Raw genomic sequence first — 24,334 nt, 5'->3', positions numbered from 1 at the left:
CTTGCCGAGTATGCGACCGCTGAAGCTGCTGATCCTCTTCGACAACCTGGAGTTGAGCGGTACCCACCGCGTGGCGCTCAACCTGATGGACGCCGCCACCGCCGCGCAGATCGACTGCCGCGCGCTGGTCTGCATGAGCGACAAGACCGGCCTGTCGGACACCGATCCGCGCATCGTCTGGCCCGAGCAGGCGCGCCGGCGCACCGAGTCGCTGTTCGCGAAGCTGCGCAAGACCTGGGTTGCGTTGCGCGAGGCCACAAGGCTGGCGCGCGACAGCGACTGCCTCGTTGGCACCTGCCCACCGTCCAGCCTGGTTGCCTGGTGGGCCGGCTGGCGCAGCGGCAAGCCCGCGGTGGGATGGGTGCATTACGACATCGATGGCCGCCGCCGAGAGCGCGCGGGGGCCACCACCAACTGGCTGCGCGACAGCGTGCAGAACTTGCTTTACTACCGGTTCATCCCGCGGCTGCCGCGCCTCGTCTGCGTCAGCGAGTCGACGTTGGCGAGCATGGTGCGCCAGCGGGGGGCTCGGCCCCCCGGCTGGGCGCACCTGCCCAACCTCTATGTGCGCGGCGCCTTTGCGGCGCAGTCCACCGCGCTGCCGCGCCTGCGGGCCCTGCGGGCCGTCGGCGAGCCGGTGATCCTCGTCCTGGGACGGATCGTGCGACAGAAGCGCTGGGAGGATGCGCTGGCGGCGGCCGTCGAATTGCATGGGCTGGGCCAGCGTGTGCAGTGGGCATTCGTGGGTGACGGCCCCGAGCGCGAACAGTTCGAGGCCGCGTGCCGCGCGTCGCCCGTGCGTGACCGGCTGCACTGGCTGGGCGCCGACCCCAATCCTCGGCCGTTGTTCGCCGAATGCGATGCCCTGGTCATGACCTCGCTCTACGAGGCCTGGCCGACGGTCATCCTGGAGGCCTTCGACCTGGGGCTGCCTGTCGTGGCCTACGACTGCCCGTCCGGCCCGGCGGAGATGCTGGGAGGGGGCGAGCGCGGCTGGGTCACCCGTGAAGAGCCGCGGGCGCTGGCCCAGGCGCTTGCCGAGCGCCTGGGGCCGCAGGGCCGGGACGAAGCGTTGCGGCGCGCGGCCGCCGGGCGGGCCTATCTGGAGGAATTTCTGCCAGCGCGGGCCCTGCCTCTGTGGCGCGCCTATCTGGAGCGCACGATCGCGGCGGCCGCGAGAGACTGACCCAACCCAGGGCAATCCCTGGGTGGATGGCCTCGGGTTTGCCGGCGCCAGACCGGACAATTCCGCCCTTTCCAGCGGGTTACCGCCCGCGCCCCCGGTTTCACTTGGAACGACAGACGTGACCACCACCTCCACCACGGCCGCCGCGGCCGGCCGCGCGGCAACCCCGACGCCGGCCACCACCATCCTCGGCCAGCCCAACCAGCTCTTCGTCCTCTTCTTCACGGAGATGTGGGAGCGCTTCTCCTACTACGGCATGCGGGCGCTGCTCGTGCTGTTCCTGGTCACCGAGGCCAGCAAGGGCGGCTGGGGCTGGAGCCGGGCCGATGCAACCAACCTGTACGGCTGGTACACGATGTTCGTGTACTTCACGCCCATCCTCGGCGGCTATGTTGCCGACCGTCTGCTGGGCACGCGGCGCTCGGTGCTGCTGGGCGGCTTCATCATCGCGGCCGGCCACATCGCGCTGTTCATGGAGACGGTGCCGATGTTCTACACCGGCCTGGGCCTGGTGGTGCTGGGCACGGGCCTGTTCAAGCCCAACATCTCGGCCATCGTCGGCCAGCTCTACGGCAAGGACAACGAGGGCGCCCGTGACGGCGGCTACACGCTGTTCTACATGGGCGTGAACGCCGGTGCCTTCTTCGGCATCTCGCTGTGCGGCTACATCGGCGAGAAGATCTCCTGGAACCTCGGCTTCGGGCTGGCGGGCATCTTCATGATCCTGGGCGCCATCCAGTTCTGGCTCAGCCAGGGCCTGTTCGGCACCATCGGCGACAAGATTGACGCGGCCAAGAAGGTCGTCGAGGAAAAGGTCGACGACACGCCGGCGAACGTCGTCGCCGACCGGCTCAAGGCCATCTTCGTGTTCTCGTTCTTCACGATCTTCTTCTGGTTCGCCTTCGAGCAGGCCGGCGGCTCCATGACCATCTTCGCGGCCGACTACACCGACCGCACGCTGGTCGGCACGGCCGGCATGGCGTTCAAGATCGTCAACACCGCGATGACGCTGGTGCCCGCGGCCATCCTGACCTGGCTGCTGTTCAAGCTCTACCGCTCCACCGGCGGCCAGTACGCGCTGGCCAATGTGTCGCTGGCCGTCGCCTTCGCCATCATCTGGGGCCTGTGCCTGTGGATGCTGGGCCGCGAGTTCGCGATGGAGCAGAGCGAGGTGCCCGCCACCTGGTTCGGCGTGCTGAACAGCTTCTTCATCGTCGTGCTGGCGCCGATGTTCTCCAAGATGTGGGAGAAGCACTGGAACCCGTCCGGCCCGGTCAAGTTCGGCGTCGGCCTGGTGCTGCTGGGCCTGGGCTTCGCCGTGCTGTCCTACGGCTCGGCCGGCATCCCGCAGGGCGCCAAGACCGCGCAGGTCAGCATGATGTTCCTGACGCTGGCCTACCTGTTCCACACCATGGGCGAGCTGTGCCTGTCGCCGGTGGGCCTGTCCTACATCTCCAAGCTGGCGCCGACGCGCCTGCTGGGCCTGATGTTCGGCGTCTGGTTCCTGAACTCGGCCATCGCCAACAAGATCGCCGGCTCCACGGGCTCCTACATCGACCACATCTCGTCGACGTATTCGATGTCCGTGTTCTTCCTGATCTTCACGCTCATCCCCATCGGCGCCGGCGTCGTGCTGATGGCCATGACGCCGCTGATGAAGAAGTGGATGCACGGCGTCCATTGATGCTCCGCGACCGGCCTGGCCGGCCTAACGCAGCCGCCTCAGGGCGGCTTTTTCGTTTTGGTCACAGTTCCTCGCTGTTGACAAGGGGTGTCAGCAGCTTGGTCGGGCTTTAGGTTCTGGGGTTACAGCGCAAGGTGTGATTTGCTTACAGTCGCCGGCTTGCACCCGGAGCCCCCCATGACGAAGCACAGCCTGGCGCTGACCCTCACCCCCCTTCTTGCCGCCGCCCTCCTTGCCGCCTGCGGCCAGAAGCAGGACGGCGCCGGCGCCCACGGCGGCGCCGGCGGCCCGCCGCCCGTGTCGGTGGCGCCCGCCACCCAGCGCGAGGTGCAGGAGTTCGACGAGTTCACGGCCCGCCTGGAGGCGCCGGACACCGTCGAGGTGCGCGCCCGCGTGGCCGGCACCGTGGAGGCGGTGCGCTTCAAGGAAGGCCAACTGGTGAAGAAGGGCGAGCCGCTGTTCACCATCGATGCCCGCGCCTTCAAGGCCGAGGTGGCGCGCGCCGAGGCGCAGATCGCCGCCGCAAAAACGCAGGCCGAGCTGGCCAAGGCGGACCTCGCCCGCGCCGAGAAGCTGGTCAGCGCCAACGCCGTCAGCCAGCAGGAGATCGACCAGCTGCGCGCCGCGCTGCGCAGCGCCGAGGCTAACCAGAAGAGCGCCGAGGCCGCGCTGGTGCAGGCAAGGCTGAATGTGGAGTACGCCAGCGTGACGGCGCCCGTCAGCGGCCGCACGTCGCGCGCCAACGTGACGCCGGGCAACCTCGTCGGCGTGGGCGACCCGGTGCTGACCACCGTCGTCTCCAGCGACAAGGTCTATGCCTACTTCGACGCCAGCGAGGCGACCTATCTCAAGTACATGCGCTCGGCCAAGCCGGTGCAGACGGCGGTGCAGATGGGCCTGTCCAACGAGCAGGGCTTCCCGCACACCGGCAAGCTGGACTTCGTCGACAACCGGCTGAACCCGGCCACCGCGTCCATCCGCGCCCGCGCCGTGTTCGACAACAAGGGCGGCCTGTTCACGCCGGGCCTGTACGCCCGCGTGAAGCTGGGCGGCGGCGGCACCTACCCTGGCGTCGTCGTGCCGGACCGCGCGATCACGACCGACCAGACCCAGAAGCTGGTCCTCATCGTCGGCCCCAACAACATCGTGCAGCCGCGGCCCGTGAAGCCCGGCGCGCTGATCGACGGCATGCGCGTCGTCGAGGGCGTCAAGGCCGGCGAGTTGGTCATCGTCGACGGCCTGCTGCGGGCCTTCCCCGGCGCACCGGTCACGCCGCAGGTGCTGAAGGTGGATGACAAGGGCATGCCCATCCCGGCCGCCCAACCCGGCGCCGCGCCGGCACCGGCGCCCGCCCCGGCCTCCGCCGCCTCGAAGTAATCCCAAGGCGGTAGCCCATGGACATCTCACGCTTCTTCATCGACCGGCCGCGTTTCGCGACCGTGTTGTCCCTCTTCGTCTTCCTGATCGGTGCGCTGGCCATCCCGCTGCTGCCGATCTCGGAATACCCCGAGGTCGCGCCGCCGCAGGTCGTCGTGCGCGCCCAGTACCCCGGCGCCAACCCGCGCGTGATCTCCGAGACGGTGGCCACGCCGCTGGAAGAGCAGATCAACGGCCTGGAGAACGTTCTCTACTTCGAGAGCCAGGCCACCGGTGATGGCGGCATGACGCTGACCGTCACGTTCAAGATCGGCACCCACCCCGAGGCCGCCGAGACGGCGGTGCAGAACCGCATCAACCGCGCGCTGCCCCGCCTGCCCGACATCGTGCGCACCATCGGCGTGACGACCGAGAAGTCCAGCCCCAACCTCACCATGGTGGTGCACCTGGTGAGTCCGGACAACTCGCGCGACGCGCTCTACCTGCGCAACTACGCGACGCTGAACGTGCGCGACGACCTGCTGCGCATCCCCGGCATGGGCTCGGTGCAGAGCTTCGGCGCGGGCGACTACGCCATGCGCATCTGGCTGGACCCGCAGAAGCTCGCCGGCCGCAACCTGACGGCGGGCGACGTCGTCGGCGCCATCCGCGAGCAGAACACGCAGGTGGCTGCCGGCGTCGTCGGCGCGTCGCCGTCGCCGCAGGGCACGGACTTCCAGCTCTCCATCAACGCCCAGGGCCGCCTGGCCAGCGAGGAGGAGTTCGGCAACATCATCGTCCGCACCGACCCGCGCACCGGCGCCTTCGTCCGCGTGAAGGACGTGGGCCGCGTCGAGATCAGCGCCAACACCTACGCGCTGCGCAGCCTGCTGAACAACAAGGAGGCCGCCGCCATCGCCGTGTTCCAGGCGCCAGGCTCCAACGCGCTGGCCATCTCGGACAACGTCCGCAAGACGATGGAGAAGCTCAAGCCCAGCTTCCCCAAGGGCGTTGACTACGCCATCGTCTACGACCCGACGCGCTTCGTGCAGACCTCCATCGAGAAGGTCGTGCACACGCTGTTCGAGGCCGTCGCGCTGGTGGTGCTGGTGGTCATCATCTTCCTGCAGACCTGGCGCGCGTCCATCATCCCGCTGGTCGCCGTGCCGGTGTCCATCGTCGGCACCTTCGCGGTGCTGCTGGCCCTGGGCTTCTCCATCAACACGCTGACGCTGTTCGGCCTCGTGCTGGCCATCGGCATCGTCGTGGACGACGCCATCGTGGTCGTCGAGAACGTCGAGCGCAACATCCAGGACGGCCTCACGCCGCATGCGGCGACCGTGAAGGCGATGCAGGAGGTCTCGGGCCCCATCATCGCCATCGCGCTGGTGCTGTGCGCGGTGTTCATTCCCCTCACGCTGGTGCCGGGCCTCTCCGGCCAGTTCTACAAGCAGTTCGCCGTCACCATCGCCATCTCGACGGTGATCTCGGCGTTCAACTCGCTGACGCTGTCGCCGGCGCTCGCGGCCATCCTGCTGCGCCCGCATGACGCGCCCAAAGACCGCCTGATGGTGGTCATGGACAAGCTGTTCGGCCGCTTCTTCCACTGGTTCAACTGCTTCTTCCAGCGCCGCTCCAGCGACTACGGCCGCGGCGTCACCGGCATCCTCAAGCGCAAGGGCGCCGCGCTGGTGGTCTATGCGCTGCTGCTCGGCGCCACGGCGCTGCTGTTCACGCGCATCCCCAGCGGCTTCGTGCCCGCGCCGGACAAGCAGTACCTGATCGGCGTGGCCCAGCTGCCCGCCGGCTCCAGCCTGGACCGTACCGAGGACGTGATCCGCCAGATGAGCGCCATCGCGCTGAAGGTGCCCGGCATCGTCGACTCGGTGGCCTTCCCCGGCCTGTCGGTGGCCGGCTTCTCGGCCTCGCCCAACGAAGGCATCGTGTTCTTCGGCCTGGACGGCTTCGACAAGCGCACCTCGCGCGAGCTGAGCAAGGAAGCCATCCTCGGCCAGGTCAACGGCGCCATCCAGCAGATCCAGGGTGCGCGCATGTTCGTCGTGCCGCCGCCACCGGTGGACGGCCTGGGCATCGCGGGCGGCTTCAAGATCCAGGTGCAGGACCGCAGCAGCCAGGGCGAGCAGGCGCTGTACGGCGCCACCTGGGGCTCGCTGGGCCAGATCTACGGCAACCCCAACACCAGCATCGGCACGCCGTACTCCAACTACGACATCAACGTGCCGCAGCTGTTCGCCAACGTCGACCGCGTGAAGGCCAAGCAGATGGGCGTGCCGCTGGCCTCCATCTACGACACGCTGCAGATCAACCTCGGCTCGCTGTACGTCAACGACTTCACCAAGTTCGGCAAGACCTACCAGGTCATCGTGCAGGCCGACGCGCCGTTCCGCGCCAAGGCCGAAGACGTCGTGCAGCTCAAGACCCGCAACGAGGGCGGCGACATGGTGCCGCTGGGCTCGCTGATGAGCGTGGAGCCCACCTTCGGCCCCACGCGCGTGACGCGCTACAACGGCTTCCCCGCCGCCGACATCAACGGCGCGCCCAAGCCGGGCTTCTCGTCGGGCCAGGCCGAGGCCGAGATCGAGCGCATCCTGAAGACGCTGCCGCGCGGCTTCAGCTACGAGTTCACCGACCTCAGCTACCAGGACCGCCTGACCCGCGACGTGACGCTGCCCGGCACGACGATCAAGGTGCCCACGCTGGCCGCCGTGCTCGCGTTCTCGGTGCTGCTCGTCATCCTCGTGCTGGCCGCGCAGTACGAGAGCTGGAGCCTGCCGCTGGCCATCATCCTGATCGTGCCGATGTGCATCCTGTCGGCGCTGTTCGGGCTGTGGCTGTCGCACTTCCCGCCGTTCATGCAGCCGGGGGACCTGAACATCTTCACGCAGGTGGCCTTGGTGGTGCTGGTGGGGCTGGCGTGCAAGAACGCCATCCTGATCGTCGAGTTCGCCAAGGAGCTGGAGGAGCACGGCCGCTCGGTGGCCGACGCCGTCATCGAGGCCTGCCGCCTGCGGCTGCGCCCCATCCTGATGACGTCCATCGCGTTCTGCGCCGGCGTCATCCCGCTGATCCTGGGCAGTGGCGCCGGCAGCGAGATGCGCCGCGCGATGGGCATCGCCGTGTTCGCCGGCATGCTGGGCGTGACCTTCTTCGGCATCTTCCTGACGCCGGTGTTCTACGCGCTGCTGCGCAAGGGCACCGAGAAGCGCCGCGCCCGCGCAGCCGCGCTGCGCGCCCAGGTCGAGGCCTCCGCCCATGCCTTCCATCCCGGCATCGATGACGCCGCTCCCACCACGAAGGAGGGCCACTGACATGCTCATCCGTATGACCCCTCTCGCCCTGGCGGCTCTCGTCGCCAGCTGTGCCGCGCCCGGCCCGTCACAAGGACCGGCCGCGCTGGCGCCCGAGAAGTTCTCGCAGCTCCCGCTCACAGCCAATGGCGCCGCGCAGATGACCGCCGCCTTCGCCGACAGCGCGCAGCTGCAGCGCGTCGTCGATGACGTGCTGGCCAACAACCGCGACCTGCGCGCCGCCGCCGCGCGGCTCAAGCAGGCCGAGGCGCTGGCCGACGCCGCCGGCGCGCGCCGCCTGCCGTCGGTGGGTGCGGGCGCCAACGCCAGCCGCCAGCGCGCCGCCAACGACCAGGGCCAGTACAACAACTTCAACAGCTACGGCGTCAACGCGACGGCGGCGTGGGAGATCGACCTGTGGGGCCGCGTGTCGGCCACCGCGCAGGCGGCCGGTTATGACGCCCAGGGCGCCGCGCTGGACCGCGACGCCGCCCAGCTCAGCCTGGCCGGCACCGCGCTGAACCTGCAGGCCCAGCTGATCGGCCTGGGCCACCGGCTCAAGCTCGCGAAGGAAACGCTGGTCGTGCAGAACCAGCTGCTGGACCTCGTGAAGGCCCGTGTCGGCGCCGGCCGCAACACCGCGTTGGACCAGGCCCGCGCCGAAGCGCTCGTCGCGCAGACCTCCGCCAGCGTGCCCGCGCTGCGCAACGCGGCGTGCCTCGTGCGCCTGCAGCTGGACGTGCTGCGCGGCCAGCCGCCGGCCGACTGCGACAAGGCCGACACCGACCCGCTGCCCGCCATGCCCGAGCCGCGCCTCGTCAGCCTGGGCGCGCTGCCCGATCCCGCCGGCCTGCTGGCCGCCCGGCCCGACGTGAAGGCCGCCACCGTGCGCGCCCAGGCCGCCGCCGCGCGGGCCCGGGTCGCCTGGGCCGCGCGCTGGCCGACGCTGGGCCTGACCGGCCAGATCGGCTGGAGCGCCGGCAAGGCGGGCGACCTGTTCAAGAGCGGCACGCAGATCCACAGCCTTGCCGCTGCGCTGAACTGGAACTTCCTGGACTTCGGCGCCCGCAAGGCCGAGGAAACGGCCGCCCGTGCCGGTGTCGACGCCGCCGTGGCCGCCGCCGAGCAGGCGCAGCTCACCGCGCTGCAGGACGCGCAGGGCAGCCTGTCCACGCTGCGCGAGACCGAGTTGCAGGCCGTGGCCCAGGCGCAGGCGGCGGACGCCACCGTGCGCGCGCGGGACCTCGCCTTCAAGCGCTACGACGCCGGCGTGACCGACTTCTACGCACTGCTGAACGCCGAACAGGAACGCCTGGCCGCGGCCGACGCGCTGATCCAGGTGCAGACGGCGCGCGCCACCGCGCTGCTGGACGTGCACAAGGCGTTCGCGGCGAAGCTGACGGCGAACTGAGGCCGCGGTGCTGCCCGGTTCGCCGGGCGGGGCGGGCTCAGTCCAGCGGCTGCGTCTGCGGCGTGCGCTGGAAGGCGGCCTTGTCGAAGCCCAGCTCGGCGGCGCGATCCAGCAGCGCCTGCAGCGTGGCCTCGTCCAGCTGCGGCGTGCGCGACAGCACCCAGGCGTATTTGCGGTCCGGCTCGCCCACCAGCACGTGGCGGTAGTCGGGGTCCAGCGCCAGCACCCAGTAGTCGCCGTAGAAGGGCCAGAAGAACGTCACGCGCAGCTTGGCATTGCCGCTGCCGGCCACCACCTTGGCGTGGCCGCGGATGTCGTCCACGCGGCCGTCCGCCGTGCGGCAGCGGTTCAGCACGCTGACGCGGTCGCCATCCAGCGCGTAGCGGGCCTGGGTGTCGGCCACGCACTGCTTCTGGAAGCGGTTGGGCAGCAGCGCGATCTCGTACCAGGCCCCGGCGTAGCGGGCCAGGTCCACCTGCGCGACAGTGGGCAGCGGGGCCGGCGCGGCAGCCGCGGGCAGGGCGGCGGCGAGCGCGCCGGCAAGCATCAGGCGAAGGGCGGCGGTGGGCAGCATGGCAGGTCCTGGGCAGGGAACCGGCATTCTGGCGCGACGGCCGTCAGCTGCCCGCGACGATGGCCGCGGCCAGCGCGGTGACGCTGCGCCGGTAGGCCTCGGCCAGCGCATCGGCCTGCGCGGCGCAGGGCAGCGCCAGGTCGGCGCTGCCGGGGGCGGGCAGCGGCGTGTCCACCGGGGCCTGCAGCGGCAGCCAGTGCCAGCGCGCCCGCAGCGCCAGCCGCAGGCCGGCGGCGTCCGGCCGGGCCAGCCATTCGTCCACGCGCACCAGCAGCCGCAGCGACTCGCCGGCCGGGGCCTGCGGCTTGCCCAGCGCGACGGGGTAGGGCTGGCGCAGCCGCGCCAGGTCTTCCGCCAGCAGCCGGGGCAGCGCGTCGCGCAGCGGTTCGGCCCAGCGGGCCTCGGGCAAGGGCGCCAGGCCGGCGCTGCCCGAGGCCACGAGGATCTCGTCGCGGTCCAGCAGCTCGGGCAGGGCCACCTGCGGGCCCAGCACCCAGGCGCGGTTGTCGCGGCCGGGGCGGGCGTCGGCGGGCAGCGGCGGCAGCCCGGTCAGGCCGTACAGGCGGCGGGCCGGTGCGCTGCGGTGCGCGCAGCCGGCCAGCGCGGCGGCGGCCAGGCCCAGCAGCAGGCCGCGGCGCGGCAGGGGGGGCGGGGAAGCGGTCATCGTGCGGGCTCCTGGACGCGGTCCTCGGCGCGGTTTTTGGCGGACGCCGGCGTGGTGGCCGGCAGGCCGTCATCCGGCTGGCGGCCCAGCAGCAGCTGCTGCGGCTGGGCGTCCAGCGACCGGGCCAGCTGTCGCAGCGTGCGGGCGGCCTGCGACAGCTCGCGCAGCGTGCGTTCGGTCTGCTGCAGCAGCGGGCCGTCGGTGTCGGCGGCGTCGCGCAGCGCGCTGCTGGCCTGGGCCAGCTCGTTCATGGCGTGCTGCAGGTCGCGCACGACGGCGCCCTTCGGGTCCAGCAGCGCGCCGGCCTTGTCGGCACCGTCGCCCAGCTTGTCGGCGGCGGTGGAGACCTTGCCGCCGGCCCGGTCCACGCTGGCCAGTGCCGACTCGGCGCCGCGCGTCAGCGGCACGGCCCGGCGGTCCAGCTCGGCGGCCAGCCGGCGCGCGTGGGCCGCCGTGGCGGCGAAGTCCTGCATGCCCTGCTTGAGCTCCGGCGCGGCCACCAGCGACTTGGCCGATGCGGCGATCTGGCTGAGGTCGTCCAGGATCTTGCGCAGGTCCACGCTTTCCAGCTGGTTCTTCAGCGCCTGGAAGGCGGTGGCGCTGGTCGGGATCTCCGTGGCGTCGCCCTTGTAGCCGCCGTGCAGCGTGCCGCGCGGCTTGGTGCGGAAGTCCAGGTCCACGTAGAGCTGGCCGGTCACCAGGCTCTGCGTGCCCAGCTGCGCGCTGAGGCCGCGCGCGATCAGCGTGGGCAGCGCATGGGCGATGTCGTCGTTGCCCATGCGGCCGTCCAGGCCGCGCACGGCGTCGGCGTCCAGCTGCGCGACGACGGGGATGGCGAAGCTGTCGCGCGTGCTGTCGTAGTGCACGCTGATGTCGGTCACGTCGCCGATGCGCACGCCGCGGAACACCACCGGCGCGCCCTTCTGCAGCCCGAACACCGAGCCGGAGAAGAACATCACCACGCGCTCGGGGCGCTTGAACCAGTGCAGGCCGGGCAGCGCCATGAGCGCCACGGCCAGGATGGCCAGCGCGGCGACGACGAAGCCGCCGATGACCACAGGGTTGGCGCGATGGCGCTTCATGCCGGGACCTCGCCACGGTTGAGGAACTCGCGGACGGCGTCGGGCCCGTGGTCGCGCAGCTCGGCCGGCGGGCCCAGTGCGGTCGCGGTGCGGGCCTGCACGTCCAGGAACAGCAGCCGGTCGGCCACTGCGAACAGGCTGTCCAGCTCGTGAGTGACAAGCACGATGGCGGTGCCGACGTCGGTCTTCAGCCGCTTGATGAGGTCGTCCAGCCGCGCCGACGTCAGCGGGTCCAGGCCGGCGGAGGGCTCGTCCAGGCACAGCAGCGGCGGGTCCAGCATCAGCGCGCGCGCGATGGCCGCACGCTTCCTCATGCCGCCCGACAGCGACGACGGCTCGGCGTCGAAGGTGGCCGGGTCGGCCAGCCCGGCCAGTGCCAGCTTGAAGCGGGCCTGCTGCTCGCGCTGCGCCTCGTCCAGGTCGGTGTAGAGCTCCAGCGGCAGCATCAGGTTCTCGCCGACGCTCATGCTGCTCCACAGCGCACCGGCCTGGAAGGCCACGCCGATCTCGCGCCGCGGCGGGTCGTCGCCATGCACATCACGCGCCTCGCCGCCGGCCACCCAGGTGACGGTGCCCACCTCGGGCGTCTGCAGCCCGATCATGTGACGCAGCAGCGTGCTCTTGCCGCAGCCGCTGGCGCCGCAGATGGCCAGCACCTCGCCGGCGCGCACGTCGAAGGTCAGGCCGTGCTGCAGCTCGCGGCCGCCGGCGTGCAGGCCGAGGTTGTCCACGCGCATCAGCACCTCGTGTGCCTGCGGGCCGGGTGCCGCGCCGCTCCCAGGCCGGCCCGCGTGCAGCGGCGCTTGATCGGACGCGGGGCTCATAGTCCCAGCCGCTGGAAGATCACGGTGAGCGCCGACGCGGCGACCACCATCCACACGATGGCCTGAACGACGGCCGCGGTCGTCGCCTCGCCCACGGCCTGCGCGCTGCGGCCCGCGTTCAGGCCCTGGCGGCAGCCGGCCAGCGCGACGAGCACCGCGTACACGCTGCCCTTGAGCAGGCCGACGAACAGGTCCCAGCCCGACAGCGCCTCGCGCGTCGTGCTCAGGTAGGCCATCGCGGGCACGTCGTACAGCCCCACGGCCACCGCGCCGCCCACGGCCAGCCCGGCCAGGCCGGCGCACAGCGTCAGCAGCGGGCCCGTGACCAGCAGCGCCAGCATGCGCGGCAGCACCAGGTGTTCCACCGGGTCCACGCCCAGCGTCGTCAGCGCATCGATTTCCTCGCCGGCGCGCATGCTGCCGATCTGCGCCGCGAAGGCCGCGCCGACGCGCCCCGCCAGCACGATGCCCACCACCAGCGCCGCGATCTCGCGCACCACGCCGATGGTGACGAGGTTGGCGATGAAGCTCTGCGCGCCGAAGCGCTGCAGCTGCTCCGCGCCCATGTAGGCCACGATCAGCCCCACCAGCGTGGCCACCAGCAGCACGATGGGCAGGCTGCGCGGCCCGGTCTGCTCGACCTGCCACAGCCAGTCGCTCAGCCGCATCGCGGTGCGGCCGCGGGCCAGCCGGCCCAGCGCGCCCAGCAGGTCGCCGACGAAGGCCAGCGTCTTGCGCCACGCGGGGTCGGGCGGCGGTGCGTCGTCGGCGTCGCGCGCGCGGCTCGACGCCCCGGCGGGCGCGGGCAGGCTCAGCCCCAGCATGGGCTGCAGGCCGCGCGGCAGGCCGGTCAGGTCCAGCTCGACCCCTGCGCGCGCCAGCGGGGCCAGCCGCTGCCACAGCGACGCCACAAAGCCCGGCTGCCAATGCGACAGCCCGCTGCTGTCGAAGCTCACCTGGGTGCCCGGCGCCGCGGCCAGCCCGTCGGGCGCAGGCGGCAGCGGCGCGCCGTGCCCGTCGCCGGCCAGCACCAGCTGCCAGCGCGCGCCGTCGCCGGTCCAATGCGCAGCGCGCTCTGTAGCGGCGTGCGGCGTTGGCGGGGCGGCGAGGGACGGCGTCATGGGCTGCATGCTCGGCGCTGGCCGCGCGCCGCCGGCCCGGACGCCGGCGGCGCGCTTTGTAGGACGGCACGCCGCCCACGCCCGAAGTGGGCCTGCGACTACAGCGGGCCGGCCGCGCGGCGGCCACAGTGGCGTCATGCAACCCCGTGAGCCCGCCATGAAGTCCAAGACCTCCCCCCGCTCCGAAGAGAAGACGCAGCGCGGCGCCGTGGCGCCGGACGGACCGGCGCTGCCGCACGAGCGTGACCAGCAGACCGATGCCACCCACCCGGCTCCCGACCCGCACATGAAGCGCGCCGCGCATGACCTGAAGCAGGGGCAGGTCGACACCGACCTGCGCGCAACGCCGGGCCTGGACGCCCAGCGCCGCGGCGAGCTGGTCGACGGTGGCGAGCGGGCCGCCTCGCAGCCGCCGCGCGCGCGACGCTAGCGCCGCCTCAGTGCGGGGCCGGGCCGCGCGCCACGACGCGATTGCGCCCCAGCGCCTTGGCGTCGTACAGGCCGGCATCGGCCCGGTTGATCAGCGCCTCCAGCGAGTCCTGCGGCTGCGCGGCGGCCACACCGATGCTGACCGCGCAGCGCGGCAGCGCCGGGTCGGCGCAAGTGCTGGCGCGGATGCGCTCGGACACCGCCAGCGCCTGCGCCGTGTCGGTGTCCGGCAGCAGCGCGACGAACTCCTCGCCACCGTAGCGGCCCAGCACGGCCGGGCGGCGCAGCACCGCATGCGCGCGGGCGACGAAGTCCACCAGCACCCGGTCTCCCACGCGGTGGCCGTGCTCGTCGTTGATCTGCTTGAAGTGATCCAGGTCCAGCATCAGCACCGCCATCGGGCGCCCCTGGCGCCGCGCGCGCGCCAGCTCCGCCTCGCCGCTCGCGAACAGCGCGCGGCGCGTCAGCGCACCCGTCAGGCTGTCGTGCGTGATGAGGCGCTCCAGCTCGCGGCGCAGGTGCTCCGACGCCATCAGCACCGTGCCGATGCTGGTCAGCAGCGTGCCGAAGGCCAGGCCCAGCAGGTACACCACCTGCATGGGCGCCGGCGTGAACAGGCCCTCCTGCGGCGGAGCGAACGGCGCGCTCACGGCGCGGGCCAGGATGATGGCGCTCATCAGCGCCAGCACGGTGCCGGTGAAGCGTGTCGCGAAGCTGTGCTGCGGCTGGCGCCAGACGACGGCGGCATGCCAGGCGACGACGCCGCCCAGCAGCAGGCCCATGAACAGCACGCGCCAGCCGTAGCCGCCATTGAACAGGCTCATGAACAGCAGCGTCGCCGCGCCCGTCAGCCACAGCAGCGACGTGGCCCGCGCGGACAGCGGCTGCCCGAAGAAGCGGCAGCTGCCGGCTAGGAAGGTCGCGGCCGCCGCGAACATCAGCGCGTTGGCCAGCCCGGCCGACAGCAGCGCCGGCAGCACGCCGCGCAGCGTGAACAGCAGGGCCGACGCGAATGCCAGCAGGGGCGCCGCCGTCCAGTGGCCCAGGCCGTGGATGGACGGCGGGTAGCTGCGGCGCTGGAACGCCATCACGAGCGCCATCAGGCAGCCCATCACCCCGGTGACGCCGCTGATGGTGCGCAGCTCCAGCATGTCCAGCACGTCGTGTCTCCCATGCGCCGAACCGCCAGTCTAGGCGCCTCGGCCGGGCTGGCGCAGTGGCGCCTGGTGCGCAATAAGGATTGATGCGTCACCCGGATGAGGGGCTGGCCGGTGGCAGGGCGGCACGCGCAAACTGCGCGCCCATTTCGGAGCCGCCCCGTCTTGATCTGCACCGACGTGTCCCCGTCCGAGCCCGGCGTCGCGCAGTGGCGCCAGCAGTTCCTGCGTGAGCTCGCGCAGCCGCTGGCGTGGGTGGAGGCCCTGTTCGACCGCCAGCCGGACATGGTCTTCTCCATCAAGGACCGCAGCGGCCGCTATGTGTCGATCTCGCAGGCCTGCGCCGAGCGTTGCGGCCTGGTGCACGAGGGCGACGCCATCGGGCGCACCGCGCGCCAGCTGTTCCCGGCCCACATGGCCGAGCGCTACATGGCCCAGGACGAGCAGCTGTTCCGCACCGGCGCGCCGGTGCTCGACAACCTCGACCTGACGTTGTTTGCCAACCGCCAGCCCGGCTGGTGCCTGAGCACCAAGCTGCCGCTGCACGACCGGGCGGGCCGTGTCATCGGCCTGGCCTGCTTGTCGCGCGATCTGGAGGAGCCCAGCCGATCCGGCATGGTCGACGCGCGCATGGCCGCCGTCGTCGACCTGATGCTCGCGCGGCATGCCGAGCCGCTCGGCGTCGAGATGCTGGCCGACCATGCCGGCCTCAACGTCGCGCAGTTCGAGCGCCGCATGAAGAAGATCTTCCGCCTCAGCCCCAGCCAGTATCTGACCAAGCTGCGCATCGATGCCGCGGCGCGGCTGCTGCAGGCCAGCGACCGCCGCATCAGCGACATCGCGCTGGATTGCGGCTTCTGCGACCAGAGCGCGCTGACCAAGCAGTTCCGCGCGCTGACCGGCCTCACGCCGCTGGCCTTCCGCCGCTGGGTGCGCGACATCCGCCCCGACAACGCGTGACACCCTGTATCCGCGCCCGCCGCGGCGCGACCGGGTGCAACCCGGGCCGGGACAACCCGTAGCGCGCCCCGTGAAGGCGGCGCCGAAGCCGCGCTGACCGGGGGCGTCAGTCCTCGCCGATCGCAGCGAATCCGCACAAGACGGGCCGACGCGGCCTGCGTACGGTGCGCCGCTGCCGCATCGCCTCATCAGTGGCGGCGGCATTCACAACCGGAGACACCCATGAGGACTTTGCACCGCCTGGCGACGAGCCTGGCCACGAGCCTGGCACTAGGCACGCTGGCCACGCTGGCCCTGGCACACGACCACCCGACCCAGCAGGCGCCGCGCCCCAGCCAGCGCAGCGTGCTGCCGCCCTCGCCCGAGCAGGCGCAGTACCAGCTGCTGACGCCGCCGCGAAACGCCAGGCTCGACACCGGCCGCGTGACGGCGCTGGCTGCCACCGCGCGGCCCTGCGAAGACATGAGCGTGCTGGCCGGCCTGCAGGGCAGCGCCCTGGCCGACTACATCGCCAACCTGCCGGCCTTCGACTGCCACTACGGCCTGTTCTCGCTCAGCGGTACGCGTGCAGCCAGCGTGTTCAGCGCCGCCAACGCCACCGCCGTGGCGCAGCGCTTTGCGCAGGAGGCCGCCAGCTACGACGCCACCAACATCCGCCTCGTCAACCTGACCCTCTATCTGCGCGCCGCCTACTACGTGGCCAGCGGCGGCAGCGGCCCCACGCCGCCCGCCGCGGTGCGTGATGTCACGCGCAGCGCCATCGGCGGCCTCATCGACGGCAACCGGCTGATGCGGGCCAACACGCCCGGCTACACGACGGCGGGCGAGGTGATGACGCTGCTCACCAATCAGAGCGACGAGCTCTACTACATGCCGCGCATGCGCAGCCTCGTCACGCGCTTCACCAACACGCAGGCCAGCCCCAATGCCGTGCAGGCGCTGAGCGAGCGCACCGTGGCCGCCGGCTTCACCGGCGTGCTGACGGTCATGTACTACGTGCACTGGCGCGACGGCGCGGCGGCCGCGCTGCAGAACGATCCGAGCTACACACAGGCCCTGTACGGCTTCGTGCGCGGCAACCGCGCCGCACTGCTCGGCACGCCCAACGACTACCAGCTCAATGACGCTCTGCGCGAGGCGCTGCGCTACGGCCAGTACCCGGCGCTGCTGCCCACGGTCAGCCAGGAGATCCGCGACACGCTGGCCACCAGCCGGCCAAGCGACAACAGCGTCTCGCTGTGGGCCGTCGCGGCCGAAGCGGTCAGCTACTACGACAACGCCAACTGCGCCAGCTACGGCACCTGCAACTACAAGACCACGCTAGCCAACGCGGTCCTGAAGTTCTCGCAGAGCTGCAGCAGCACGCTGCGCGTGCGCGCCCAGGCCCTCACCGCCGCGCAGTTCAGCGACACCTGCACCCAGCTCGCCGCGGAGGAGAGCTATGCGCACACCATGCTGAAAACCCAACGCAAGCCGGTTCCCAACGACAACAACGGCGCGCTGGAAGTGGTGGTGTTCGACGACTACGCCAACTACCAGAAGTACGCCTCGTTGATCTACGGCATCAGCACCGACAACGGCGGCATGTATCTCGAAGGCAACCCGGCCGACACCGCCAACCAGGCGCGCTTTGTCGCCTACAAGGCCACCTGGCTGCCCGACTTCCAGATCTGGAACCTCAAGCACGAATACATCCACTACCTCGACGGCCGCTTCGACATGGCCGGCGATTTCGCGCTGAGCACCTCCAAGCCCACCGTCTGGTGGATAGAAGGCATTGCTGAATACCTCTCGCTGGGCAACAACAACCAGGCCGCCATCGACGCGGCGCGTACGGCCCAGTACAAGCTCAGCGACATCTTCGGCAACACCTACCAGATGGCCGACTACGTCAACCGCGCCTACCGTTGGGGCTATATGGCCACGCGCTTCATGGTCGAGCGCCACCGCAGCGACGTCGATGCCAACCTCGCGCTGTTCCGCCTCGGCGACTATGCCGGCTACCAAGCGCGCATGCAGGCCATCGGCACGCGCTACGACGCCGAGTTCGCGAGCTGGGTGGCCAGCGCGACGACGGCCGGCCAGCCGCCGCTGCCGACCGATGCAACACTGCCCGCCTGCGCCGACAAGTCCACGCTCTACCTCGGCCGCAACTGCTCCGTCTTCCTGCCGGCCGCCACCGTCAACTATCTCTACCTGCGCCTGCCGGTCGGAGCGAGCAATGTGCGCATCTTCAGCAGCGGCGGCACGGGCGACCTGAGCCTGTCGGTGGACTACGGCCGCTGGCCCACGGCAGCCCAGTACCTGGCGCGCTCCGCGCAGCCTGGCACGGCTCAGAGCGTCAACATCGGCCAGCCGTCCGCGTCGGACTGGTACTACGTCGTGCTCGGTTCCAAGGACCCGCGCGCCAGCTACAGCGGCGTCAGCATCGCCGCCACCTACGACGTCCCCAAGCCCTGACGCGATGGGGCGAGGCGCCCTGCTGACGGGGCGGATGGCAGCGGCGCGGCGGCAAAGCCCGCTACGCTGCCGCCATGTCCCTGCTGCCGCGCCGCTGGCGCCTTCCGTATTTCGCGCTGCTGGCCGTCATTGGCCTGCTGCTCAGCGTCTCCGCACTGCAGACCTATCGCCTGTCCGGTGGCGCGCATCCCTGGGAGCCCTTCCTGTGGGAGTTCAGTTCCGTCGTCGTCATCGGCGGCCTGGCCCTGGGCGTGCATGCGTTGATGGGACGCCTGCGCGGACGGCCGTGGGGGCGCCAGCTGGCCACCCATGCGGTGGCGATGCCACTGTTCAGCCTGCTGCACGTCGGCGGCATGTTCGGCCTGCGCTTCGCGGTCTACGCCCTCGCCGGCGTCGACTACCACCCCGACGATCTGCGGACGGTGCTGATCTACGAGGGCGGCAAGGACGCGGTCAGCTATCTGAGCTTCTGCCTGATCTCGCGCGGCGTCTGGATGGCCCAGGCCGCCAGCCTGCGCGCCCAGGAGCTGGACCGTGCCCGCCGCGAGCTGGCCGAGGTGCGCCTGGCGCGCCTGGCCGACCAGGTGCAGCCGCACTTCCTGTTCAACACGCTGAACCTGATCTCCTCGGTCATGTACGAGGACGTGCCCCGCGCCGACCGCCTGCTGTGCCAGCTGGCCGACCTGCTGCGCCAGACGCTGGCCGCGCAGCAGCGCGCCGAGCACACGCTGGGCGAGGAGCTGGCGTTGGTGCAGCCCTTCCTCGCGCTCATGCAGGCGCGCTTCGGCCCCGAGCGGCTGGTGGTGCGCATCGAGGCCGACGACGCTGCGCTGGCCTGCCGGCTGCCGGCGCTGCTGCTGCTGGCGCCGGTGGAGAATGCCATCAAGCACGACGTGGCGCGGCACCGCGGCCGTGTCGAGGTCGTCGTGGCGGCGGCGCGCGAAGGCGAGCGCCTGACGCTGCGCGTCAGCAACCACGGCGACACGCCCGTGCCCGCGTCGCCGCCCGACCCCGACGGCGGCCTGGGCCTGCGCAACCTGCGCGAGCGGCTGGCGGCGCGCTATGGCAGCGCGGCCAGCGTGGCCTTCGCGCCGGACGGTGCGGGCATGACGCTGACCGTGGGCCTGCCATGCGCATCCTGATCGTCGACGACGAGCCCGCCGCGCGCGCCCGGCTGCGCCGGCTGCTGGCTGCCGAGCCCGACGTCGCCGAACTGCTGGAAGCCCCCGACGCGCCGGCCGCGCTGGCCCTGGTGCAGACGCTCGCCGCGCCGCCCGACCTCGCGCTGCTGGACATCGAGATGCCCGGCGGCAACGGTGTGCAGCTGGCCGCCGCGCTGCGCGAGCGGGGCGTGCGCAGCGTCATCTTCTCGACCGCGCATGCCGAACATGCGCTGCAGGCCTTCGAGCTCGCGGCGCTGGACTACCTGCTCAAGCCCTACACGCCCGAGCGCCTGGCCGCCGCGCTGGCCCGCGTGCGCGAGCGCCTGGCACAGCCGCCCGCGCCGGTGGGCGAATGGTGGGTGGGCGGCGAGCGCGTGCGGCTGGCCGACGTGCCGTGGATCTCGGCGGCCGACAACTACATCGAGCTGCACCTGCCGCCGCGCAGCCTGCTGGAGCGCGCCACGCTGGCCGACGCGCTGGCCCGCCCCGGCTGGGCCGCGCGCTTCCTGCGCGTGCACCGCAGCCATGCCGTCAACCCGGCGCATGTGCAGCGCATCGAACGCCTGGCCAGTGGCGAGGCGCTGCTGACGCTCGCCTGCGGCGAGGTGCTGCGCGTGTCGCGCGGCTACCGCGACGTGCTGGACACATTCACCCCATAGCGCCCGCCATTCGCCCCGCCGCCGTCGCGCCGCGCGGCCGGGCCGGCGACGCTGCGGGCCATGAACACACCCCGCCTGCCCTTTCTCGACGGCCTGCGCGTCGCCGCCTTCGCGCTGCTGATCCCGTACCACGTCGGCATGTACTACGTGACCTGGGACTGGCACGTGAAAAGCCCCGCCGCCAGTGACGCGCTGGAGCCCTTCATGCAGCTCAGCTCGCCGTGGCGGCTGTCGCTGCTGTTCCTCATCGCCGGCGCAGCCTGCCAGGGCCTGTTCGCGAAGCGCGGCGCGCTCGGCACGCTGAAGGACCGCTCGCGGCGCCTGCTGCTGCCGCTGCTGTTCGGCATGGTCATCATCGTCACGCCGCAGGCCTACTTCGAGGTGCGGACACAGGCGCCCGAACTGCTGCCGGGCGACGGCGGCTATCTGGACTTCTGGGCGCGCTACCTGAAGGGCGGTGCGCTGTGCCGCGGCGACGACTGCTTGGACGTGCCGACCTGGAACCACCTGTGGTTCCTGCCCTACCTGTGGGTCTACGCAGTGGCGGGGGCGGCGCTCGCGTCGTTGAAGCTGAAGCCGCGGGCCGTCGAGCTGCCCGCCTGGGCCTGGCTGCTGGCGCCCGCGGTGCCGCTGGCTCTGCTGCGCGTGACCGTCATGCCGCACTGGCCGTCGACACACGACCTCGTGCACGACCTCTACAACCACCTGCAGTACGGCTTCGTGTTCGCCGTCGGCTGGGCCAGCCGCACGCCGCTGGCGCAAGGCCTGTGGCCGGCGGCGCTGCGGCTGCGCTGGGCGGCGCTGGCCGTGTCACTGGCGACCTGGGCCGCGCTGCTGGCGTTCAATGCCCGCTATGCGGACGCGGTGCCGCCTGACGCGGGGCTGGTCGCGGCCCGCACGCTGCGCGGCGCGCTGACCTGGTGGGCCATCGTCGCCTGCTGTGGCTGGGCGCAGCGCGCTTTCCAGCGCGAGACGCCGGCGCTGCGCGAGGCCGCCGCGGCGGTGTTCTGCCTCTACATCCTGCACCAGAGCGTCATCGTGCTGCTGACGCAGGCGCTGAAGCCGCTGGTACTGCCCTGGGGCCTGGAGGCGGGGCTGCTGATCGTGCTGACCTTTGCGATCTGCGCACTGGCCTACCTGGGCGCGCGCCGCGTGCCGGGGCTGGCGCTGCTGCTGGGCATCCAGCGCCGGCCGCGCAAGGCCGAGCCGGCCGTCAGTTCGGCAGCAGCGGCGTGAACAGCGGCGCGGCCATGCGCACCGGCGTCACGTCCAGCCGCACCTTCAGCACCGTGTAGTCGTCGCCGCCCAGCGCGTTGCTGAACCAGCCGACCGTGCCCGGCCCCTTGTAGAGCCGGAACTCGAAGCCCAGCTCCGGCGCCAGGTCGCCCGGCCGCGGCCGCACGCGGTAGGCCAGGCCGCGCACCTCGGGCTGCCGGCTGTCCAGCAGTTGCGACATGGCCGTCACGATCATGTTGTCGGCCAGGATGTCGAGGAAGTAGTGGTCGAACTGCAGGTAGGGGCGGTAGTCCGCCGCGGCGGGGTCGAGCTTCTGGTCGCGCAGCTTGTGGGCGGCAGGCGTGGTGAGGCCGGTCTTGAGGTCGTGCCGGTCGCCGCGGTCCAGGTAGCTGATGACGGCGCCGCGCACGTTGAAGGCCGGCAGCTTCGCGTCTGACGAGGCTTCGGACAGGTCCACCAGCATCGCGCCGCGCGCGCCGACGATCTCCACCTCGTGGCCCTTGACGACGGCGGCCGTGTTCTCCTCCACGCCCAGGCCCAGCGTGTAGCCCAGCGCCTGCATCGCCGGCAGCAAGCGGCCGATGCGCCCGCGCTTGAGGAAATGCTGATCCACGAACAGGCCCGGCATGACGAAGCCCAGGCCCTGGTCGTACTCGCGCTTGTCGCGCCACTGGCCCTTGAGGATCTGCAGGTTGTCCGGCGCGTCGCGGAACATGAGGCGGCTCATGATGGCCGCGCCCGCGCTGGTGCCGGCCACGACGCCGCCGTCGTCGAACACCTGACGGATGGCCTTCAGCATCGCCGTCGCTTTGCCGCCGGGCTGCAGCGTGTCGACGATGTACTCCTGTGCGCCGCCCGAGAAGAACACCGCCTTGGACGCGGCGACCTTGGCGATCAGCGCCGGGTCGTTCAGGTTGGCCTGCCAGTCCACATCCTTCTGCCGCGGCGCGACGGGGATGGCCTCGGCGTTGGCGCCGCGCCGGTTCAGCGACGCGACGATGAGGCCGGCGCTGCGCTCGGGGTTGGCGGCGGCGGTCGCGAACACGGCGATGCGCGCGCCCGGGCCGCCGGCCTCGTCGACGATGCGCTGCCAGACGGCGTCGTTGTCGCTCTTGGTGGCGCCGCCGATGACGATGGCGGTGCCCGCGTGGGCGGCGAGATGAAGGAGAAGGACCGCCGCGGCGGTCAGTCGGCACAGGAGGGCAGGCATGCCCCCGAGCTTAAGCGGCAGTTCAGGCGGCCACTTGCGCGGCGATGCCCTCGCTCAAGTAGATGCAATCGCCCTGCTCGAACACGCGCACCTCGCCCGGCTGGAAGGGCTGCCAGGCCTCGTCGTGCGTCAGCGGCTCGGTGGCCACCAGCGTCATGCGGTCACGCGGGCCGTTCAGCAGGGACAGGTCCACGCTGAGGTCACCGTCGCGCAGCCGCACGTGGCCAAAGGGCGCCTGGCGGCGCAGCCAGTGCAGCTTGGTGGAGGCGTGCGCCAGCATCGCGCGGCCGTCGGTCAGCAGCAGGTTGAAGCGGCCGTGCTCGGCGATCTCGTGCAGCCATGGCGTCAGCGTGGCGGCCAGCTCGGGCCAGGCCGGCGCGGCGTCGCCGAAACGCTGCTGCAGCCGCTGCATCAGCCAGCAGAAGGCGCGCTCGCTGTCGGTCTGGCCGGCGGGCGTGAAGCTACCGTCCAGGTCGGGGTGGAAGTCCTTCAGGTCGCCGTTGTGGGCGAACACCCAGCTGCGGCCCGCCCAGTCGCGGCGGAAGGGGTGGCAGTTCTCCACCGCGCGCACGCCCTGCGTGGCCTTGCGGATGTGGGCAATGATGTTGCGCGCCTGCACCGGGTGGCGGCCGTAGTGGGAGGCCAGGTCCGACTCGGCGGCGGGGCGGTCCTCGACGACCACCTCGCAGCGCTCGCCGGCGTGGAAGGCCACGCCCCAACCGTCAACGTGGTCTGCCGTGCGGCCGCCGCGGGCGGCAAAGCCGCTCAGCGAGAAATTCGCGGCGGCGGCCAGGCGGCTGTTGAGGGCGAAAAGCTCACACATCGGACGGTCAGGCAGTGGCGGGTGCAATGGACAACGGCGCCAGTCTGATGCGCGATGACAGAAACGCCAACGATTGTTCCGTCATGAGCTCATGCCATCGTGCGTTGTTCACAGCCGGCGCCCAGCGTCTTGCAATCCCTAGTCTGGAAATGCGTTTGGCCGAAATGACGCGCCCCTGTAATTCGTTCACAAACACATCCAGCAACATTTACGCCCGGGTCCAAACATGCTCTCCTACGCTTTGAGGATGGCTCGCAGCGGGTGGGCCGAGGAGTGCTGCCATGTGGATGAATGAGTTTGTTCAGCCGGGTCAGGCGCCCGGCCGCCCCCAGGAGCGCCGCCAGGCGGCGTCGCTGTCCAGCCAGTGGATGGGGCTGGTGCTGGAGGAGCTCGACCATGGCGTCGTGCTGCTCAATGGCGCCGGCCGCATGCTGCACGCCAACCTGGCAGCGCGCGCCACGCTGGACGACAACCACCCGCTGGAGGTCGTGGGCCCGCACCTGCGCGCGCGGCTGCTGACCGACGCGGTCCCGTTCGCCGAAGCGCTGGAAGGCGCCGAGGCGAGCGGCCGGCGCTGCCTGCTGCGCCTGGGCGACGAACGTGCCGAATGCGGCCGTGCCAACGTCGTCGTCGTGCCGCTGAACCGCGACGTCAGCCAGGCCGCCGTGCTGCTGATCCTGGAGCGCCGCCAACTGTGCGGCGACCTGGCCGCGCAGTGGTTCGCGCTGCGCTACCAGCTCACGCCGGCCGAGACCGAGGTGCTGAAAGCGCTGTCCAACGGCGTCAAGCCCACCGAGGTGGCGCAGCGGCAAGGCGTGGCCATCTCGACGGTGCGCAGCCAGATCCAGAGCATCCGCGCCAAGAGCGGCGCCGACAGCATCGGCGAGCTGATGCGCCAGCTGGCGCTGCTGCCGCCGCTGGTGTCGTCGCTGCGGCCGGCCAAGCTGGTGAACTGACGCGCGTGCCGCCCGCGGCGGCTCATTTCACGCGGTGAACTAACATCCCCGGCGCGCCGGGCGGCCCGATG

Annotated in this window: 20 protein-coding genes; 12 read left to right on the top strand and 8 right to left on the bottom strand. The window is 71.5% G+C overall.

All coding sequences use genetic code 11. The features are described from left to right. Positions 1-10 precede the first annotated feature (10 nt). The 5 genes from ACG04Q_RS03715 to ACG04Q_RS03695 all read left to right on the top strand — a co-directional run bounded on the left by ACG04Q_RS03715 (position 11) and on the right by ACG04Q_RS03695 (position 8,945). Positions 11-1,186: a glycosyltransferase gene (locus ACG04Q_RS03715; RefSeq protein ID WP_394509473.1), complete on the top strand. Its 1,176-nt coding sequence runs from the start codon at positions 11-13 to the stop codon at positions 1,184-1,186. Between the two features lie 118 nt (positions 1,187-1,304). Continuing rightward, entirely contained in the window at positions 1,305-2,870 is a 1,566-nt protein-coding gene (locus ACG04Q_RS03710) for a peptide MFS transporter (protein ID WP_394509472.1), read from the top strand. A 177-nt stretch (positions 2,871-3,047) separates the two neighbouring features. Further along, positions 3,048-4,247, top strand: coding sequence for an efflux RND transporter periplasmic adaptor subunit (locus ACG04Q_RS03705; protein ID WP_394509471.1), 1,200 nt, complete (start codon positions 3,048-3,050; stop codon positions 4,245-4,247). Between the two features lie 17 nt (positions 4,248-4,264). Beyond that, positions 4,265-7,555 carry an efflux RND transporter permease subunit gene (locus ACG04Q_RS03700; protein ID WP_394509470.1) on the top strand — a complete coding sequence of 1,097 codons (3,291 nt, stop codon included), beginning with the start codon at positions 4,265-4,267 and terminating at the stop codon, positions 7,553-7,555. 13 nt (positions 7,556-7,568) lie between these two features. Beyond that, positions 7,569-8,945: an efflux transporter outer membrane subunit gene (locus ACG04Q_RS03695; protein ID WP_394509469.1), complete on the top strand. Its 1,377-nt coding sequence runs from the start codon at positions 7,569-7,571 to the stop codon at positions 8,943-8,945. 37 nt (positions 8,946-8,982) lie between these two features. On the opposite strand, the gene ACG04Q_RS03690 is transcribed toward ACG04Q_RS03695, so the two are convergent. The 5 genes from ACG04Q_RS03690 to ACG04Q_RS03670 are packed head-to-tail and all read right to left on the bottom strand — an operon-like array spanning position 8,983 to position 13,210. Then, complete coding sequence (locus tag ACG04Q_RS03690) at positions 8,983-9,519, bottom strand: lipocalin family protein (protein ID WP_394509468.1); 537 nt, start codon at positions 9,517-9,519, stop codon at positions 8,983-8,985. A 43-nt stretch (positions 9,520-9,562) separates the two neighbouring features. Further along, the gene (locus ACG04Q_RS03685; RefSeq protein ID WP_394509467.1) at positions 9,563-10,183 is read right to left on the bottom strand and encodes an ABC-type transport auxiliary lipoprotein family protein; all 621 of its coding nucleotides are present in this window, start codon (positions 10,181-10,183) and stop codon (positions 9,563-9,565) included. Next, complete coding sequence (locus tag ACG04Q_RS03680; protein ID WP_394509466.1) at positions 10,180-11,265, bottom strand: MlaD family protein; 1,086 nt, start codon at positions 11,263-11,265, stop codon at positions 10,180-10,182. The genes ACG04Q_RS03685 and ACG04Q_RS03680 overlap by 4 nt, the downstream gene beginning before the upstream one ends. Further along, positions 11,262-12,089 (bottom strand): ABC transporter ATP-binding protein, encoded by an 828-nt coding sequence (locus ACG04Q_RS03675; RefSeq protein ID WP_394509465.1) that lies wholly within the window; start codon positions 12,087-12,089, stop codon positions 11,262-11,264. The genes ACG04Q_RS03680 and ACG04Q_RS03675 overlap by 4 nt, the downstream gene beginning before the upstream one ends. After that, positions 12,086-13,210, bottom strand: a complete 1,125-nt coding sequence (locus ACG04Q_RS03670) for an MlaE family ABC transporter permease (protein ID WP_394509464.1) — start codon at positions 13,208-13,210, stop codon at positions 12,086-12,088. Before ACG04Q_RS03670 ends, ACG04Q_RS03675 begins: the two co-directional genes overlap by 4 nt. 136 nt (positions 13,211-13,346) lie before the next feature. On the opposite strand from ACG04Q_RS03670, the gene ACG04Q_RS03665 reads away from it, so the two are divergent. After that, positions 13,347-13,640 (top strand): hypothetical protein, encoded by a 294-nt coding sequence (locus tag ACG04Q_RS03665; RefSeq protein WP_394509463.1) that lies wholly within the window; start codon positions 13,347-13,349, stop codon positions 13,638-13,640. Between the two features lie 7 nt (positions 13,641-13,647). On the opposite strand, the gene ACG04Q_RS03660 is transcribed toward ACG04Q_RS03665, so the two are convergent. Then, the gene (locus ACG04Q_RS03660; protein WP_394509675.1) at positions 13,648-14,790 is read right to left on the bottom strand and encodes a GGDEF domain-containing protein; all 1,143 of its coding nucleotides are present in this window, start codon (positions 14,788-14,790) and stop codon (positions 13,648-13,650) included. A 171-nt stretch (positions 14,791-14,961) separates the two neighbouring features. On the opposite strand from ACG04Q_RS03660, the gene ACG04Q_RS03655 reads away from it, so the two are divergent. From ACG04Q_RS03655 to ACG04Q_RS03635, 5 genes are all read left to right on the top strand, one after another. After that, the gene (locus ACG04Q_RS03655) at positions 14,962-15,756 is read left to right on the top strand and encodes an AraC family transcriptional regulator (protein ID WP_394509462.1); all 795 of its coding nucleotides are present in this window, start codon (positions 14,962-14,964) and stop codon (positions 15,754-15,756) included. A gap of 222 nt (positions 15,757-15,978) precedes the next feature. Continuing rightward, complete coding sequence (locus ACG04Q_RS03650) at positions 15,979-18,216, top strand: M9 family metallopeptidase (protein WP_394509461.1); 2,238 nt, start codon at positions 15,979-15,981, stop codon at positions 18,214-18,216. 74 nt (positions 18,217-18,290) lie between these two features. Next, on the top strand, positions 18,291-19,358 hold the full coding sequence (locus tag ACG04Q_RS03645) for a sensor histidine kinase (RefSeq protein ID WP_394509460.1): 1,068 nt from the start codon (positions 18,291-18,293) through the stop codon (positions 19,356-19,358). Further along, positions 19,346-20,038, top strand: coding sequence for a LytR/AlgR family response regulator transcription factor (locus ACG04Q_RS03640; protein ID WP_394509459.1), 693 nt, complete (start codon positions 19,346-19,348; stop codon positions 20,036-20,038). Before ACG04Q_RS03645 ends, ACG04Q_RS03640 begins: the two co-directional genes overlap by 13 nt. 60 nt (positions 20,039-20,098) lie before the next feature. Further along, positions 20,099-21,274: an acyltransferase family protein gene (locus ACG04Q_RS03635; RefSeq protein ID WP_394509458.1), complete on the top strand. Its 1,176-nt coding sequence runs from the start codon at positions 20,099-20,101 to the stop codon at positions 21,272-21,274. On the opposite strand, the gene ACG04Q_RS03630 is transcribed toward ACG04Q_RS03635, so the two are convergent. Continuing rightward, positions 21,252-22,484 carry a cyanophycinase gene (locus ACG04Q_RS03630; RefSeq protein WP_394509457.1) on the bottom strand — a complete coding sequence of 411 codons (1,233 nt, stop codon included), beginning with the start codon at positions 22,482-22,484 and terminating at the stop codon, positions 21,252-21,254. The two genes, ACG04Q_RS03635 and ACG04Q_RS03630, sit on opposite strands and share 23 nt — an antisense overlap. 22 nt (positions 22,485-22,506) lie before the next feature. Continuing rightward, positions 22,507-23,307 (bottom strand): class II glutamine amidotransferase, encoded by an 801-nt coding sequence (locus tag ACG04Q_RS03625; protein WP_394509455.1) that lies wholly within the window; start codon positions 23,305-23,307, stop codon positions 22,507-22,509. A gap of 287 nt (positions 23,308-23,594) precedes the next feature. Between ACG04Q_RS03625 and ACG04Q_RS03620 the strand changes: the two genes are divergently transcribed. Further along, on the top strand, positions 23,595-24,263 hold the full coding sequence (locus tag ACG04Q_RS03620; RefSeq protein WP_394509454.1) for a helix-turn-helix transcriptional regulator: 669 nt from the start codon (positions 23,595-23,597) through the stop codon (positions 24,261-24,263). The last annotated feature ends 71 nt before the right edge of the window (positions 24,264-24,334 follow it).

It is taken from the genome of Pelomonas lactea, from assembly GCF_043555885.1.
Lineage (GTDB): Bacteria > Pseudomonadota > Gammaproteobacteria > Burkholderiales > Burkholderiaceae_C > Pelomonas > Pelomonas lactea.
The sequence above is the reverse complement of the archived record's forward strand: the minus strand, read 5'-3'. Positions and strand labels throughout refer to the sequence as shown.